The organism is Ruegeria sp. YTSC325 (assembly GCF_059609525.1).
The window spans coordinates 46,968-62,974 of sequence record NZ_JBXWLY010000010.1; the positions used below are offsets into that span (position 1 = coordinate 46,968).

13 protein-coding genes are annotated in these 16,007 nt (G+C 59.4%); 11 read left to right on the top strand and 2 right to left on the bottom strand.

Annotation, left to right across the window (positions count from 1 at the left end):
* The first annotated feature begins 9 nt into the window (after positions 1 to 9).
* The 6 genes from AC2FF7_RS14955 (at position 10) to mdoH (ending at position 8,965) form a co-directional block, all read left to right on the top strand.
* Positions 10 to 1,629 (top strand): thiamine pyrophosphate-binding protein, encoded by a 1,620-nt coding sequence (locus AC2FF7_RS14955; protein WP_496905866.1) that lies wholly within the window; start codon positions 10 to 12, stop codon positions 1,627 to 1,629.
* Complete coding sequence (locus tag AC2FF7_RS14960; RefSeq protein WP_496905867.1) at positions 1,616 to 2,800, top strand: CaiB/BaiF CoA transferase family protein; 1,185 nt, start codon at positions 1,616 to 1,618, stop codon at positions 2,798 to 2,800. The genes AC2FF7_RS14955 and AC2FF7_RS14960 overlap by 14 nt, the downstream gene beginning before the upstream one ends.
* A gap of 180 nt (positions 2,801 to 2,980) precedes the next feature.
* Positions 2,981 to 4,351 (top strand): tetratricopeptide repeat protein, encoded by a 1,371-nt coding sequence (locus tag AC2FF7_RS14965; protein WP_496905868.1) that lies wholly within the window; start codon positions 2,981 to 2,983, stop codon positions 4,349 to 4,351.
* A 35-nt stretch (positions 4,352 to 4,386) separates the two neighbouring features.
* A complete protein-coding gene (locus tag AC2FF7_RS14970; RefSeq protein ID WP_496905869.1) occupies positions 4,387 to 5,604 on the top strand; it encodes an OpgC family protein in 1,218 nt (405 codons plus the stop codon).
* Complete coding sequence (locus AC2FF7_RS14975; RefSeq protein WP_496905870.1) at positions 5,601 to 7,100, top strand: OpgD/OpgG family glucan biosynthesis protein; 1,500 nt, start codon at positions 5,601 to 5,603, stop codon at positions 7,098 to 7,100. The genes AC2FF7_RS14970 and AC2FF7_RS14975 overlap by 4 nt, the downstream gene beginning before the upstream one ends.
* Positions 7,097 to 8,965 carry a glucans biosynthesis glucosyltransferase MdoH gene (gene mdoH, locus AC2FF7_RS14980; protein ID WP_496905871.1) on the top strand — a complete coding sequence of 623 codons (1,869 nt, stop codon included), beginning with the start codon at positions 7,097 to 7,099 and terminating at the stop codon, positions 8,963 to 8,965. Before AC2FF7_RS14975 ends, mdoH begins: the two co-directional genes overlap by 4 nt.
* Here the strand turns inward: mdoH and AC2FF7_RS14985 are convergent, their stop codons facing one another.
* Positions 8,966 to 9,790 carry a CE1 family esterase gene (locus AC2FF7_RS14985; protein WP_480865989.1) on the bottom strand — a complete coding sequence of 275 codons (825 nt, stop codon included), beginning with the start codon at positions 9,788 to 9,790 and terminating at the stop codon, positions 8,966 to 8,968.
* Positions 9,787 to 10,260: a rhodanese-like domain-containing protein gene (locus AC2FF7_RS14990; protein ID WP_496905872.1), complete on the bottom strand. Its 474-nt coding sequence runs from the start codon at positions 10,258 to 10,260 to the stop codon at positions 9,787 to 9,789. Before AC2FF7_RS14990 ends, AC2FF7_RS14985 begins: the two co-directional genes overlap by 4 nt.
* A 221-nt stretch (positions 10,261 to 10,481) precedes the next feature.
* Here AC2FF7_RS14990 and AC2FF7_RS14995 point away from each other — a divergent pair, with 221 nt between their 5' ends.
* Genes AC2FF7_RS14995 through AC2FF7_RS15015 form a run of 5 tightly spaced genes read left to right on the top strand, consistent with a single transcriptional unit; the run spans position 10,482 to position 16,006 of the window.
* The gene (locus tag AC2FF7_RS14995) at positions 10,482 to 13,352 is read left to right on the top strand and encodes a monovalent cation/H+ antiporter subunit A (protein WP_480865993.1); all 2,871 of its coding nucleotides are present in this window, start codon (positions 10,482 to 10,484) and stop codon (positions 13,350 to 13,352) included.
* The gene (locus tag AC2FF7_RS15000; protein WP_480865995.1) at positions 13,352 to 13,711 is read left to right on the top strand and encodes a Na+/H+ antiporter subunit C; all 360 of its coding nucleotides are present in this window, start codon (positions 13,352 to 13,354) and stop codon (positions 13,709 to 13,711) included. The genes AC2FF7_RS14995 and AC2FF7_RS15000 overlap by 1 nt, the downstream gene beginning before the upstream one ends.
* Positions 13,708 to 15,243 (top strand): monovalent cation/H+ antiporter subunit D, encoded by a 1,536-nt coding sequence (locus tag AC2FF7_RS15005; protein ID WP_496905873.1) that lies wholly within the window; start codon positions 13,708 to 13,710, stop codon positions 15,241 to 15,243. The genes AC2FF7_RS15000 and AC2FF7_RS15005 overlap by 4 nt, the downstream gene beginning before the upstream one ends.
* The gene (locus AC2FF7_RS15010; RefSeq protein ID WP_496905874.1) at positions 15,240 to 15,740 is read left to right on the top strand and encodes a Na+/H+ antiporter subunit E; all 501 of its coding nucleotides are present in this window, start codon (positions 15,240 to 15,242) and stop codon (positions 15,738 to 15,740) included. The genes AC2FF7_RS15005 and AC2FF7_RS15010 overlap by 4 nt, the downstream gene beginning before the upstream one ends.
* Complete coding sequence (locus tag AC2FF7_RS15015; protein WP_480866001.1) at positions 15,737 to 16,006, top strand: K+/H+ antiporter subunit F; 270 nt, start codon at positions 15,737 to 15,739, stop codon at positions 16,004 to 16,006. Before AC2FF7_RS15010 ends, AC2FF7_RS15015 begins: the two co-directional genes overlap by 4 nt.
* The last annotated feature ends 1 nt before the right edge of the window (position 16,007 follow it).

Sequence of the window (16,007 nt, forward strand, 5' to 3'; positions counted from 1 at the left end):
GCATGACTTATGCAAGACCTCTCGCCCCGCGCAGCGGACCTTCTGGCCCAACGTTTGTACGAGGCCGGATGTCGCCACGCCTTTGGAATGCCCGGTGGTGAGGTTCTGACCCTTGTCGATGCGCTGGAACAGGCCGGGATCACCTTTCATCTGACCAAGCATGAAAACGCCGCCGGTTTCATGGCCGAGGCCGTGCATCACCGCGATGGCGCGCCCGCCATTCTGGTCGCCACCCTTGGCCCCGGTGCGATGAACGGGATCAACGTGGTCGCCAATGCTTTGCAAGACCGTGTGCCCATGATCGTTCTGACCGGATGCGTCGATGCCGATGAAGCGCTGACCTACACCCATCAGGTGATGGATCACGCGCAGGTCTATCGCTCGATCACCAAAGGGACGTTTACACTGACCGCCAAAGGCGCAGACATTATTGCCGATAAGGCGGTTACGTTGGCCAATCAGCCGCGCCCCGGTCCCGTGCATATCGACGTGCCGATCTCGGTCGCGGATACCCGCGTGTCGGGCGTGAAACCGCGCCGCCGCGCCAAGATTGCCTCTGTATCCCCTGAGGGCGACTGCGTCGAGAAAGCCCGCCGATGGGTGTCGCAGGCCGAACGGCCCATCGCAATTGTCGGGCTGGATGTTCTCTATGACGACTCGCGCAACGTGGTGCAGGCATTTCTGGAGCATTTCGACATCCCCTTCGTGACGACATACAAGGCCAAGGGCGTCGTGCCTGAGGATCATCCTCTGTGCCTAGGTGGCGCGGGCCTTTCGCCGCTGGCTGACAAACATCTGGTTCCGCTGGTCGAACAGGCTGATCTGGTGCTGTGTCTGGGCTATGACCCGATCGAAATGCGCCCCGGCTGGCGTGAGATCTGGGACCCAGCGGAAAAGCGCGTGATCGACGTCTCGGCTGTGCCCAATGACCATTACATGCATCAGGCGGGGCTGAATTTGGTGGCACATACCGGCGAGACGCTGGAGGCCATCGCCAAAGGCACCCCGTCGCGCAAGACATGGCTGGGTGGCGAACCCGCGCAAGTCAAAGCCGCTTTGGCGCAGGCGTTTCCCACGGATGACGACTGGGGACCCGCGGCGGTTATCGCTGAAACCCGCGTTGCCCTGCCCGCCAACACTCTGGCGACGGCCGACAGCGGCGCGCATCGCATCCTGCTGAGCCAGATGTGGGATTGCTCCGAGGAACGCGGGCTGATCCAATCCTCGGCCCTGTGTACCATGGGCTGTGCCGTGCCGATGGCGATTGGCCTGAAACTGGCCGAACCCGACCGCCCGGTGATCAGTTTCTCGGGCGATGCTGGGTTCCTGATGGTCGCCGGAGAGCTGTCGACCGCTGCCGAGATGGGCGGTAACCCGATTTTTCTGGTCTTTGTCGATGCCAGCCTTGCGCTGATTGAGCTGAAACAGCGCCAGCGCCAGATGGGCAACACAGGCGTAGATTTCGACCGCCACGACTTTGCCGCCATGGGCCGCGCGTTCGGCGGTAACGGCCACACGGTGCGCAACCGCGAAGAACTGCGCGCGGCGCTGGATGCGGCGGTCAAGGCCGACGGCTTTACCGTCATCGCCGCCGAGATCGACCGTGGAGGCTATGATGGCCGGATCTGAGGGGCCGCTGAAGGGTATCAAGGTTCTGGACCTGTCCCGCATTCTGGCAGGACCGACCTGCACGCAATTGCTGGGCGATCTGGGCGCAAACGTGATCAAGATCGAAAACCCAGCAACCGGCGGCGATGATACGCGCCAGTGGGGTCCTCCGTATGTGACTGACGCTGATGGCAATGCATCTGATCTGAGCGCCTACTTCATGTCGGCCAACCGTAACAAGAAATCAGTGGCAATCGACATCACAACAGCCGAGGGTCAGGCGGACATCCGACGTCTCGCCTCGCATGCCGATATCCTGATCGAGAATTTCAAACCCGGCGGGTTGGCGAAGTACGCTCTGGACTATGCAACCCTGTCGCAGGAATTTCCCAGCCTCGTTTATTGCTCGATCTCAGGCTACGGACAGGACGGACCAAACGCGTCGAAGCCCGGATATGACCTGATGGCACAGGGTTACGGCGGGATCATGTCTCTGACCGGTGATCCCGAGGGCGCGCCCATGAAAGTGGGCGTTGGCATCGCTGACGTGATGTGCGGCATGTACGCGACCGTCGGCATTCTGGCCGCGCTGCGCCACCGGGATCAAACAGGCGAGGGCCAGCAGATCGACCTTGCGCTGGTTGACGCGCAAATTGCATGGCTGATCAATGAGGGCGTAAATTATCTGACTTCGGGCAATGTCCCTCAACGGCGCGGAAACGGGCACCCGAATATCGTACCCTATGACGTCTACCAGACGGCAGACGGGCACGTGATCCTGGCCGTTGGCAACGACAGCCAGTTCAGACGGTTTTGTGACTTCATCGGACAGCCTGACCTGGCGGACGACCCCCGTTTTGCAACCAACCCATCACGTCTGGAACATCGTGATGCGCTGAACGCAATTCTGCGCCCAGCCGTGCAAAACTATGACACTGAAACCGTCATTGCCGAGCTTGAGGCGCGCAAAGTGCCTGTGGGCCCGGTGCAGACGTTGGATCAGGTTTTTGCCACCGATCAGGTCGCCGCAAGGCAGATGCAGATCGCCATGCAAGCCGACCCGGCACAGGTGAATCTGATCGGAAATCCACTGAAACTGTCCAAAACGCCTGTAACATATCGCAGTGCTCCACCGACCTTTGGCGCGGACACTCAGGCCGTTCTGAACGCCGAAAACCCGTTTGAAGACTGAAACACAATGCCTAATTCGGCGGCATGTTGCTGAAACATGCCGTTGAATCGGCGGTTTTTTTCACGTTTTGCACACACAGCATTTCACCAATTCGAGAGGTCGGTCGATACTGATACGACCCCGCTAGAGTCTCTGATAAGTCGAATAATGTACTAATTCTCAACGGATCGGACCACGAGCATGAAACAAGACGTTTTCGGACAGATGAACACCCTGAGCCATTCGGCAAGCGCCGAGGCATGGGATGGCGTGCTGCTCGGGTTCATGGCGCATGCGGCGGTGACGCCTCAGCATCTGGGAAAAGTCTTGGAGCTTGAGCCGGATTTTGCCCTGGGCCATGCGATCAAAGGTCTGTTCATGGTTCTGCTGGGCCGCCGCGAGATGATGCCAGTCGCCGTCGATGCTCTGGCCGCCGCCAATGCCGCGATGGAGCGTCAACCGGTAACCGCACGCGAACGCCTTTATGTACAAGCGCTGGAGCTGTATCTGTCCGATCTGCCCTCGCAAGCCGTTCAGAAGTTCGAGGAAATCCTGTGCGCCCATCCGCAAGACTCGCTGGCGATGAAGCTTAGCCATGCCACCCGCTTTGTTCTGGGCGACGCCGAAGGCATGCGTCGCTCGATCGAACGTGTGATGCCGGCTTATGAGCCCGATCATGCGGGCCGTGGATATCTGTTGGGCTGCCATTCTTTCGCGCTGGAAGAAACCGGTGCCTATGAAAAAGCCGAGATTGCAGGCCGTCAGGCGCTGTGGATGGTGTCAGATGACGCATGGGGCCTGCACGCGGTGGCCCACGTGCATGAAATGACCGGCAACGCACAGCTGGGTCTGGATTGGCTGGCCGGGCGCGAGGACGCTTGGGCGCATTGTAACAACTTCCGCTATCACGTCTGGTGGCACAAGGCGCTGATGCACCTGGATCTGGGCCAGGTCGATCAGGTGATGGAGTTGTATGACAACTACATCCGTCAGGACAAAACCGACGATTACCGCGATATCTCGAACGCGACCTCGTTGTTGTCCCGTCTGGAACTTGAGGGCGTAAACGTCGGCAATCGCTGGGAAGAACTGGCTGACCTGAGCGCCAATCGCACCGAAGACGGCTGCCTGATCTTTGCCGACCTGCACTATTTGCTGGCTCTGACTGGCGATAACCGGGACGAAGCAACCGGAAAGATGCTGAAACGCATCCAGAAAGACGCCCAACGCAATCAGGGCGACACCCCGATCCGAATGTCCGATCCGGGCATCGCGGCAGCTAAAGGGTTGGAAGCCTTTGGCGACGGCCTATACGGCCAAGCCTTTGATTTCCTTTCGACGGCACGTGACGGAATGCAGATGGCAGGTGGCAGTCACGCGCAACGTGATGTATTCGAGCGCATCACAATTGATTCCGGCCTGCGCGCCGGGCGTCTGGATGCGGTCGAGCGCATCCTAGATGATCGCCGCGCAAAACGGGCCGGTGGCGAGGACAATTACGCCCTTGCGCGCCGCGCATTGATCGACGCGGCACGCGATGACCGGGATGCACAAAGCGTTCCGGCTGAATAACAAAAATAAAAAGACCAAAGAAGGACAGAACACGTATGGCGACAGCATCGCCCGCTTCTGATTTTGCGCCTGTGGCGGCCCAAGCAGCCGCCCCTGCCCGCGTGCGCGACCCGCGGCTGGATTTCTATCGCGGCATCGCGATGTTCATCATCCTGATCGCACACATCCCGAACGACCCTTGGGCCAGATGGATTCCGGCGCGGTTCGGTTATTCAGATGCAACCGAGATTTTCGTGTTCTGCTCGGGCATGGCCTCGGCCATTGCGTTCGGCGGGGCTTTTGCCCGCAAGGGTTGGTGGATGGGAACGGCTCGCGTGGCGTTCCGCATCTGGCAGGTCTACTGGGCGCATATCTGCCTGTTCTTCTTTGTGGCCATGTCGATGGCGGCGCTGGACCAGTCGGGTTTCTTCGAGAAAACATATATTTCCTCGCTGAACCTCCAGCATTTCTTCAACGATCCAGCGCCACAGATGGTCGGTCTGTTCACGTTGACCTATGTTCCGAACTACTTTGACATCCTACCGATGTATCTGGTGGTTCTGGCGCTGATGCCTGTTTACATGGGCCTGTATCGCATCGGGTTCTGGGCCGTGGCAGCCACGTCGATTGCGATCTGGCTAGTCGCACAAACCGGTGCGCTGGCCCTGCCGGCCGAGCCTTGGTCGGACCGCCAGTGGTTCTTCAACCCCTTCGGCTGGCAGTTGCTGTTCTTTACCGGCTTTGCCTTCATGCGCGGGTGGATCCCTGCCCCCCCTGTATCGAAAACCCTGATCTGGGCTGCCGTACTGTTCCTGATCCTGTCGGCCCCGTTTGGATCGTGGAAGGTCTTCACTTGGATCAACAATGCCGCGCCTGAACTGGGTGCCGTGCTGCGCAAGGGCTGGCCCCTGACCTCGGAACTGCGGGGCAAGACCGAGTTTGGCCTGCTGCGCTATGTTCACTTCCTCTCACTGGCCTATCTGGGCTGGGTCGTCGCGGGTGAGCATGGCCATCGCCTGATCGCAACCGGTCAGGGTGCAGCCGCGAAAGTTTGGGAGTTCCTGCTGGCCGTCATCACCAAGGTCGGGCAGCAATCCTTGGCAGTTTTCGTCTTTTCCATGGCAGCAGCGCGCCTGATCGGCGTTGGGCTGGACCTGAGTGGGCGGGATGTTGCCAGCGTCTTCATCGCCAACATGATTGGCTTTGCCATGATCATCGGCGTGGCCTATCTGGCCGGTTGGTTTAAGTCACACCCCTGGAAGTCTAAAAAATGAATTTCACACGTCGCGCATTTTTGGCCTCAACTTCGGCGCTTGCTTTCGCTCCGGCCACCTTTGCTGCCGGTGGCGAGGTCCCCTTTGACCGCAATGACGTGATCGCACTGGCCCGTGAACTGGCCAGCCAACCCTATGCCGAGCGTGAAATGGTTCCGCAGGAATGGCAGGACTTGACGTATCAACAGTATCGCTCGATCCGGTTCCGGCTGGACCGTGCGCTGTGGTATGAAACCCAGACGCCGTTCAACGTAGATTTCTTTACGCCAGGCCTGTATTTCCCGCGCACTGTTAAGGTTTCAACGGTCGAGGACGGTATGACCACCCCGGTGACGTTCGATCTGTCGATGTTCGACAAATCCGAAGATGTGCCGACCCTGCCCATCGACGACACGCTGGGGTTCTCGGGCCTGCGCCTGCGCACCGAAATGCACCGCCCCGGTAAGACCGATGAGTTCTGCGTCTGGCAAGGCGCCAGCTATTTCCGCGCCATTGGTCTGCACGAGGTTTACGGGCTGTCCGCGCGTGGTCTGGCCCTGAAAACCGGCGATCCGGATGGGGAGGAGTTCCCGGAGTTTATCCGCTTCTGGCTGGAACGCCCCAAACCCGGCCAGCGAAACATGGTCGTGCATGCGCTGATGGACAGCCCCAGCGTGACCGGGGCCTATCGGTTCAACGTCACCGCCGGGGCCGACTGCATCATGGATGTCGAAGCAACGCTCTTCCCCCGCGAAGAGCTGCCCCATGTGGGCATCGCGCCCGGCACCTCGATGTTCCTGTTCGACCAGACCAACCACAGCCGGTTTGACGACTTCCGCCCCGCCGTTCATGACAGCGATGGCTTGATGGTTCGCAATGGCGCGGGTGAGGTGCTGTGGCGGCCTTTGGCCAATCCCACCCGCCTGCAGATTTCGTCGTTCGTGGATACGAACCCACGCGGCTTTGGCCTGATGCAGCGGAAACGCAAGTTCTCGGACTATGCGGATCTTGAAGCGAACTATCACAAGCGCCCCGGCCTGTGGGTCGAACCCAAGGGCGATTGGGGCAAAGGCACTGTGACGCTGGTCGAGATTCCGGCGGATCAGGAGATCTATGACAACATCGTCGCCTATTGGCGCCCGGCCGAGCCCTATGCCGCCGGCAGCCAGATCGACATGTCCTATCGTCTGATCTGGGGTGAAGAACCCCAGCGCACGCCCATGCCACGCGTGATCAACACCGCGATGGGCGACAATACCTTCGGCGAAGGACGCCTGGCAGTGATCGACTTTGAGGACAGCGAGCTGTTCGATGACCCCGATGCGATGACCATCTTTGTTGACTCGCCCCATGCCGAGACCTCGGAAGGCGTGCTGCAACGCAACCCCGATACCAGCGGCTTGCGGCTGGCCTTCTCGTTCCAGCCGGGCGAGCGGAACCACGTAGAGCTGCGCGCGCAGCTTCTGAAGGACAAACAGCCCGCCTCTGAGGTTTGGCTCTACCGTTGGACCACATGAGCCGCGATCTGCATATCATGCCGCCCGAGGCCCCTCTGGCGATGCCCGCGCAGGATTTCAGCGCCGGGTTTCGGGATGCGCAGGTGCCGAATGGCAAGCGCGCCTCGGCCGGGTTCTGGCGTGCGCTGGCCTTTTCGCCTGCGATGGCGGCCACTCTGGGGCTGCTTTGGGTGATGTCCGACTGGTTCGGGGCCGAAGGGATCAACCTGATCGAAGGCATCCTGCTGACGTTGATCTCGTTTAACTTCTTCTGGATTTCTTTCACGGTCTGCACCGTGCTGCTGGGCATGGTGTCCCTATCGCGGCAGGAACAGCCCAAACGCGAAGGCCGTCCGCAACCTTTGCGCGTCGCCCTGTTAACCCCGGTCTACAACGAGGTGCCGTGGAACGTGCTGGGCAATGCCCGCACCATGCTGGAGGATCTGAGTAAGCGCGGTGGTCAGGATCACTATGCCATGTTCATCCTGTCCGACACGCGCGACCCCGAGATCGCCGCGCAGGAGCAGGCCAGTGTCGAGGCGCTGCGCACCACGCTCGCCCCCGGCCTTGAGCTGTATTACCGCCGTCGCCCTGAAAACACTGACCGCAAGGTGGGCAATATCGCCGATTGGGTCAGCCGCTGGGGGGCTGATTGGGACGCCATGCTGGTGCTGGATGCTGACAGTCTGATGACCGGTCGTGCCATCACCCGCCTGACCGACGCTTTGGCACGCGACCCCGGAGCCGGTCTGATCCAGAGCTATCCGCAGCTGATCGGCGCGCAATCGGTCTTTGCCCGGATGCAGCAATTTGCCAACGGTGTCTACGGCATCGCCTTTGCCGAAGGTCTGGCTTGTTGGTGCGGGCAAGAAGGCAATTATTGGGGCCACAACGCCATCATCCGCACGCGCGCCTTTGCTTCCAGCGCGGGTCTTCCCAAGCTGCGCGCTTTAAATGGTCAGGAAAAGCTGATCATGAGCCACGATTTTGTTGAAGCCGGACTGCTGCGCCGCGCCGGGTGGGCCGTGCGCTTCCTGCCGCGCATTCGCGGATCCTATGAAGAGACGCCTCCGACACTGATCGACCACGCGCTGCGGGACCGGCGCTGGTGTCAGGGCAACCTGCAACACCTGAAATTGCTGGGCTCGACCGGGTTCCGCGCGGTGTCCCGCTTCCACATGTTCCACGGCGCAGTCGGTTATCTGATGTCGCCGCTGTGGTTTGCCCTGCTGGTGATGTGGGCGCTGATCGGTCAGGGTGAGGACGCGTCGGTCCTGTATTACTTTAGCCCCGACAACCCTCTGTTCCCGCAATGGCCCGAGATGTCGGAAACCCGCCATGTGCTGATAATCCTAGTCATGTACGCCATGCTGCTGGCGCCCAAGGTGCTGGGCGTTCTGGCCCTGCCGCTGAGCGGTGTGCGCTATGCCGAGTTCGGCGGTGGCTTGAAATTCGTCACCTCGTTTCTTGCCGAAGTGGTGCTGTCAATCCTCTATGCGCCCATCCTGATGGTACAACAGATGATTGCCGTCTTCCGCACCGCCTTCGGTGTTCAAAAGGGGTGGTCTCCGCAGACGCGCGATGGCGGCAGCTATGGCTTGCGCACATTGGTCCTGTGTCACGCACTGGAAACGGTAAGTGGCATTGCGTTGAGTGTGGGCATTCTGTCGGGCCTGGTGTCCATCTGGCTGGCCCCGATAGCGATCAGCCTGGCCTTTGCGATCCCGCTGTCTGCGCTCAGCGGGGTATCTTCGGCTTCTGCGCGCCGCATGGTCGGGATGAGAGAGGACGTCAATGAACCCGGGATCACCCGGTCTGCCCGCCGTCACAGAGACGAGTTGAAGCGCGTGATCGAGGGCAAAGGCGTGATGACCCCGGCAGAATGATCACCCGCCGGGCAAGCCCTCGTACCAATCCACCATCATATCGGACCAGCCTTTAGGTACGGTATGTCCGCCTGGGAACAACGCAAATTCCAGCGCGCTGCCATCTGCGCAACCGCTCCAATAGCGGCGCATAAAGGGACCCGTGGTCGAAAAACCGCTGGGTTTGGTATCAACGCAGCCATTGGCCAAGCGCCAGATTTCCAGCCCGGCAAAGATATCGCCCTGATGGAACCGGCCCCCACCCAACAGCCGCCCTTCCAGCGGCACCACATTGTCAATCCAGCCATGAGTATGGAACAGGCGCACCGGACCTTCGCAGGTTTCGGGATGCGGCCGCCAGAACCCGCCTGACACGGGCACATAGGCCGAAAACGTCTCGGGTGCATCGCAAGCCAGATAATTGACCATGAACCCGCCAGCCGAGAATCCGCCCAAAATCACACGGTCCCTGTCGATACCAAACCGTTCGGCAGCGTCATCTACCACTTCGGTCAGAAAGGCGGTCTCGTCCCGGTCACCGAAACCGGGATAGAAATTCCAGCTTTTGATTCCGGGGCGGCTTGGTCGTTCCAACCCTTCGGGCGCCATCACGGCATATCCCCGTGCAAGCAGGGGCTTGACCATGCTGCGGTTCTTCATGGTGCCAGTACCGCTGCCCCCGTACCCGTGCAGAAACACGACCAGAGGTGGGTTGTCTGCTTTGGGCAGTTCGATGTGATACGCACCCGAGTCGGTCTGACACGCCCCATCCTGATCCGCGCAAGCGGCATAACTGGCCTGCCCCGCAAATACAGCGGCCACCGCCATCGCGACAGCGCGGATCATTGGCCTGCCTCGTCATATGCGCCGACGGGCAGCCCGGCACGCACCCAACCCGGCCCGGCTGCGGAGCCCAACATACCTTCCGGCACGTCGATAATATTGGTGAACCCCGCCTCGCTGAGCCTGTTGCTGAGCCGCGCAGACCGCACTCCGCGCGCGCAAATCAGCGCAACCGGCGCGTTCTTGTTCCCGTCGGTCAATTGATCCAGCGCTACAACGAAATCGTCGCGACGCATGTCCAGCGGATAGGCCCCTTCGCCCACGCCCGTCGCCTGCCATTCCCGAGGCGTTCGGATATCCAGCAGTAAAATGTCGCCAGACAGGGCTTGCTGGTGCGCGGCTTCGACACTGAGATGTCCGCCAGCATAGCTGGGCGGGATCAACCGGTATTCCCGGATTGCGAAACCGGTGGCGACAAGCGCACCACCGCCAACCAATACCCACCTGCGGTTTTTGACTGTTTTGTATGTCACGTCCGACCCTCCTGAACGGTCTTCGACGTTCTATCACACAGAGACAGTCAATTCCGCGCAGAATTTGCGAGTAGGGATCAAGTTCTTGTCAGAGATTTTTTCAAAATATGCATTTGATTGCACCCCTAGAACGAAGTGAAAAACTTGCAATAGCTGGACAGTCGAAAAATTTCCCTTACAAAAACAGTAGTACATTGACCGCCAAGACCGGAGTATCGCACTTGTCCCTATTCCTCATCGCGGCCCTTCCCTTTCTCGGCGCTGTGTTTCCAGCCCTGCTGATCAGGGCAGGACGAAATGCAGCAGCCGCGGCCGCGGGTTTGACCACGTTTCTGGCCCTTGCTGGTCTGCTGATCCACATTCCGTCTGTTATGCGCGGGGATGTCGTAACCGCTCGGTTCGACTGGATACCCCTTCTGGGCCTGAACGCGAATTTCATGCTGGATGGGCTTGGTTTCCTGTTTGCTCTGCTGATTCTTGGCATTGGTCTGCTGATCATTCTCTATGCGCGGTTCTATCTCTCGCGTGAGGACCCAATGGGTCAGTTCTACACCTATCTGCTGCTGTTTCAGGGCGCGATGGTCGGAATCGTCCTCTCCGACAACATTCTTCTTTTGCTTATCTTCTGGGAGCTTACATCTTTAAGCTCATTCCTTTTGATCGGTTATTGGAAACATCTGCCCGAAGGCCGTCAGGGCGCACGAATGGCATTGGCTGTCACCGGTTCGGGCGGTCTGGCGATGATCGCCGGGATGCTGATTTTGGGCAATATCGTCGGGTCGTATGACCTGAGCGTGATCCTTCAGAACAAAGAGCTGGTCCAAGCCTCACCCTATTACCTGCCGGCGTTGATCCTGATCCTTCTGGGGTGTTTCACCAAATCGGCGCAGTTCCCGTTCCATTTCTGGCTGCCCCACGCGATGGCCGCCCCGACGCCTGTTTCGGCCTATCTGCACTCGGCCACGATGGTTAAGGCGGGGCTGTTCCTGATGGCGCGGATGTGGCCGGTTCTGGCCGGGACCGATGCGTGGTTCTATATCGTGGCCACCACCGGGCTGGTGACGATGCTGATGGGCGCGGTGATTGCGCTGTTCAAGGATGACCTAAAGGCGTTGCTGGCCTTTTCGACCGTGTCGCATCTGGGTCTGATCACCATGCTACTGGGCTTTGGTACCAAATTTGCTGCCGTGGCTGCCGTATTCCACATCATCAACCACGCCACGTTCAAAGCGGCGCTGTTCATGACCGCAGGGATCGTCGATCATGAAACTGGCACACGCGACGTAAAGCGGCTGGGCGGTTTGCGTCACCTGATGCCAATCACCTTCACGATTGGCACCATAGCGGCCCTGTCTATGGCCGGTCTGCCACCGTTGAACGGTTTCCTGTCGAAAGAAATGATGCTGGAGGAAACCGTCCACACCACCTGGCTGCATTCGCACTACCTGGTGCCTGGGCTGGCCCTTCTGGCGGCTCTGTTTTCGGCAGCCTACTCCTTCCGCTTTGTCAGCCATGTGTTCCTGGGTCCAAAACGCGACGACTATCCTGCGCATCCGCATGATCCACCTGTAGGTCTTTGGCTGGCCCCTGCGTTTTTGATTGTTTTGGTCGTTCTGATCGGCCTGTATTCTGCAGCGATTGTTGGCCCACTGGTCGCCGTGGTTTCCAGCGCGGTGATTGGCGGTGAAAAACTTCCCTACTATTCGCTGAAACTGTGGCACGGATTCACGCCTGCGCTTTACATGTCAGTCGTCGCAACCTTGGGCGGCTTGTTCCTGCTGTCGCAGCATCGCCGGGCGGAAAGCCTTTGGAACGCCCTGCCCCGCCCCGAGGCCAAGGTGATCTTTGAAGCTGTGATCGCAGCGTTGACTGCGCTTAGCCGCCGGATCACGGACTCACTGCATAATGGCGTGATCAGCCGCTATGCCATGATCCTGATCGTGTTCACCGTGGGTTTGGGATACTATGCCTATGCCACAGGCACGATCGGTCCGGTCACCCGCGAACCGCTTAAGCTTGAGATCATTCCGGTCGTCGGCTGGATCTGTCTGGTCACCGCGACACTGGCTATCATGTGGTTCCACCGCAACCGCCTGCTTTCGCTGGTTCTGATCGGCGTCGTTGGTCTGATTGTTTCGATGGCGTTCAACTATCTGTCGGCACCTGACCTTGCGCTGACTCAGATCTCGGTCGAAGTGGTGACAATGATCCTGCTTTTGTTGTCCCTGAACTTCCTGCCCACGGACACACCATGGGATAGCAGCGCGGCGCGGCGGTGGCGCGATGCAGCAATCTCGGTCGGGGCCGGGATCGGTACAGGCGCTCTGGTCTATGCACTGATGTTGCGAGACTTTGCCTTTCCCACAATCTCAGAGTTCCATCTGGCCAATTCCTACAAAGGTGGCGGGGGAACCAATGTGGTCAACGTGATCCTCGTGGACTTCCGAGGGTTTGATACGTTCGGAGAGATCATCGTGCTGGGCATTGCCGCTTTGATCATCTTTGCGCTGACGGAATCCGTTCTAGCGACCAACGTTCGGGCCTATCTGCTGAACCGCAAGCCGCACTGGCCTCAATCCGGGGATTCGCATCCTTTGATGATGGTGGTGGTGACGCGTATGATGATGCCCATTGCCCTGATGGTGGGTGCCTACATCTTTTTCCGCGGTCACAACCAGCCTGGTGGAGGGTTCATCGCCGGCCTGATCGTGGCAATCGCCTTCCTGATGCAGTACATGGCCAGCGGCTATACTTGGGCGATCGAGCGTCAGCGGTTCTACTACCACGGCACAATCGGTTGGGGTGTTCTGATCGCTGCGGCAACAGGCATCGGCGCCTGGTTCAATGAACGGCCGTTCCTGACCAGCGACTTCGGCTATATTCACTGGCCCCCGCTCGAAGAGTTCGAATGGGCAACAGCAATCCTGTTCGATACGGGCGTTTTCCTGGCGGTTTTGGGTGCGGTCATGCTGGCACTGGACAGCCTGTCTCGTTTTGCGTGGCAGCCGGGTATGGCGCAGGAATTCCCGATGGATATCAACCCGCTGCGTGACGATCCGCCAGAAGAAGAACAAGAGAAGGAGCAGGTCTGATGGAAGCGCTGGTTGCCTCTGCCGTAGGCGTCATGACCACTGCCGGGATTTTCCTGATCCTGCGCCGTCGTACATTCCCGGTTATTCTGGGCCTGTCGCTGATCACCTATGCAGTGAACGTGTTTCTGTTTGCCACTGGTCGGTTGGCGCTGAACGCGCCTGCGGTGCTGAACAAATACGAAGATGTCCCTTACACCGATCCGCTGCCGCAAGCGCTGGTGTTGACGGCAATCGTCATTTCTTTTGGCATGACAGCGGTGATCGTGATGATCTCGTTATCCGCCTATCTGTCGGCGCGTAATGACCACATCGACATGAACGCGCAAGACAATACCGACCCGGCAGGAGATGACGCATGAACCACTGGATCGTAGCGCCGATCGTCCTGCCCGCGATCCTGGCCCCATTCATTATCATGGTCCTGCGCTACCACCTTGACCTGCAGCGCATCTTCTCGGTCGCTGGTGTGGTGGGCCTGCTGGGGATCGCTCTGACCATCACGGCGCAAGCTGCAGGCGGTGATATCCAGGTTTATGAACTGGGCAATTGGCCTGCACCCTTCGGTATCGTTCTTGTGCTGGATAGGCTGTCAGCCATGATGGTCCTGCTGACCGCGCTGCTGGCCTTGCCTATCGTGCTATATGCCATCGCCTCAGGTTGGGACGACAGGGGCAAGCATTTTCACGCGTTGTTTCACTTTCAGCTCATGGGTGTGTGTGGCGCTTTCCTGACGGGTGATGCTTTCAACCTTTTCGTGTTCTTCGAGGTCCTTCTGATCGCGTCCTATGGCCTGATGACCCATGGAGGCGGCGCGGTTCGCCTTAAGGCGGGGGTGCAATACGTCGCCTATAACCTGCTGGGCTCGACCCTGTTCCTGTTCGCGCTGGGCACGCTTTATGCGGTGACAGGCACGCTGAACATGGCGGATATGGCGGTGCGCGTTGCGGAATTGCCTGCCGAGGATACTGCTCTGTTGCGTGTGGGCGCGGTGCTGCTGTTGCTGGTCTTCTGTATCAAAGCCGCTGTTCTGCCTCTGCACTTCTGGCTGCCCGCCAGCTATGCCAACGCGCCACTGCCGGTCGCGGCCTTGTTTGCGATCATGACCAAAGTCGGGGCCTATTCGATCCTGCGGATGTATACGCTTGGCTTTGGCCCCGAGGTCGAAGCCACGCAGGGCCTGGTCGGGACTTGGTTGCAACCCGCCGCACTGGTGACGCTGGCCGTCGGAGCGATTGGTATCCTTGGCGCGCAGCACATCGCCCGGATGGTGGCCTTCTGCGCCATCGCCTCGATGGGGACGCTGCTGGTCGCTATCTCGTTGTTCACCGAAGCGGCAACTGGCGCGGCTCTCTACTACGTCTATCACTCGACACTGGCGACCGCCCTAATGTTCCTGGTGGCCGATCTGGTCGTCGAACGTCGCGGCGGGGCGATCGCCCCGACCGCCCCAATGCCGCAAAGCGGGCTGGTCTCGGCCCTGTACTTCGTCGGTGCGATTGCGTTGGCTGGCATGCCGCCCTTGTCCGGGTTTATCGGCAAGCTGCTGGTACTGGACGCAGCACGGGACGCACCGGACGCAAACGCCATCTGGGCCGTCGTGCTGATCGGGTCCTTCGTGACGATTGTCGGACTGGCCCGTGCCGGGACGCTGATCTTCTGGAAAAGCCACGACGCGCAGCATATCGGCGATGGCAGCCAGGGTGACGTGGCCGAGCAGCCAGCCCCCGAACCCAATCCTGCTCTTGCTCTGACCTCGGTTTTCGGGCTGGTTTTGGGTTTGGTTCTGCTTACTCTTTTTGCCGGCCCTGCCCTGACCTATGCTACGAAAACGGCCGAGCAGCTTTACACGCCTGACGCCTACATCTCAGCCGTATTGGGAGGAGAAGAATGATCAGACTTCTGCGCCGGATTTTCCCCCACCCGCACCTGACGTTTCTGCTTACGGTCGTCTGGGTGTTACTTGCCAACACGGGCTCGTTGAACTCGGTCGTGTTTGGCCTGCTGTTGGGAATTATTATCCCCTTCATCACGCAACCTTATTGGCCCGACCGCCCGAAACTGCGCAACTGGCTAATGATCGCAGAATATATGCTGATTGTGCTGTGGGATATCGTTGTTGCCAACGTCACAGTGGCCATGATCATCCTGTTTAAACGTGACGCGGACCGGAAACCGTGCTGGATCAGTGTCCCGCTGGAGTTGCGCACACCCGAAGCGATCACAGTGCTGGCCGGCACCATCACGATGACGCCCGGAACCGTCAGCAGCGACCTGTCCGCTCAGGGTCACTGTCTTCTGGTTCACTGCCTGGATACGCCGGACCCCGATGCGGTTCGCAACCAGATCAAACAACGTTACGAGCGGCGGCTGAAGGAGATTTTCGAATGATCGACGTGGCGATACAATTTGCCTTTGTCTGTTTCGGTGCCGCCATCATGATGTGTCTTTGGCGGATCATCACTGCTGATGGCGTGGGTACCCGGGTTCTGGCCTTGGATACGATGGTGATCAATACGATCGCTTTGATTGTGCTTTACGGCCTGTATCTCGGCACCGAGATCTTTTTCGAAGCCGCCATGATCATCGCCATGCTCGGCTTTGTCTCAACCGTGGCCTACGCACGCTTTATGCTGCGCGGCAACATTATTGAATGAG

Coding starts and splice junctions, on each gene's coding strand:
- AC2FF7_RS14955 (WP_496905866.1), top strand. CDS start 10: ATGCAAGACCTCTCGCCCCGCGCAGCGGACCTTCTGGCCCAACGTTTG.
- AC2FF7_RS14960 (WP_496905867.1), top strand. CDS start 1,616: ATGGCCGGATCTGAGGGGCCGCTGAAGGGTATCAAGGTTCTGGACCTG.
- AC2FF7_RS14965 (WP_496905868.1), top strand. CDS start 2,981: ATGAAACAAGACGTTTTCGGACAGATGAACACCCTGAGCCATTCGGCA.
- AC2FF7_RS14970 (WP_496905869.1), top strand. CDS start 4,387: ATGGCGACAGCATCGCCCGCTTCTGATTTTGCGCCTGTGGCGGCCCAA.
- AC2FF7_RS14975 (WP_496905870.1), top strand. CDS start 5,601: ATGAATTTCACACGTCGCGCATTTTTGGCCTCAACTTCGGCGCTTGCT.
- mdoH (WP_496905871.1), top strand. CDS start 7,097: ATGAGCCGCGATCTGCATATCATGCCGCCCGAGGCCCCTCTGGCGATG.
- AC2FF7_RS14985 (WP_480865989.1), bottom strand. CDS start 9,790: ATGATCCGCGCTGTCGCGATGGCGGTGGCCGCTGTATTTGCGGGGCAG.
- AC2FF7_RS15000 (WP_480865995.1), top strand. CDS start 13,352: ATGGAAGCGCTGGTTGCCTCTGCCGTAGGCGTCATGACCACTGCCGGG.
- AC2FF7_RS15005 (WP_496905873.1), top strand. CDS start 13,708: ATGAACCACTGGATCGTAGCGCCGATCGTCCTGCCCGCGATCCTGGCC.
- AC2FF7_RS15010 (WP_496905874.1), top strand. CDS start 15,240: ATGATCAGACTTCTGCGCCGGATTTTCCCCCACCCGCACCTGACGTTT.
- AC2FF7_RS15015 (WP_480866001.1), top strand. CDS start 15,737: ATGATCGACGTGGCGATACAATTTGCCTTTGTCTGTTTCGGTGCCGCC.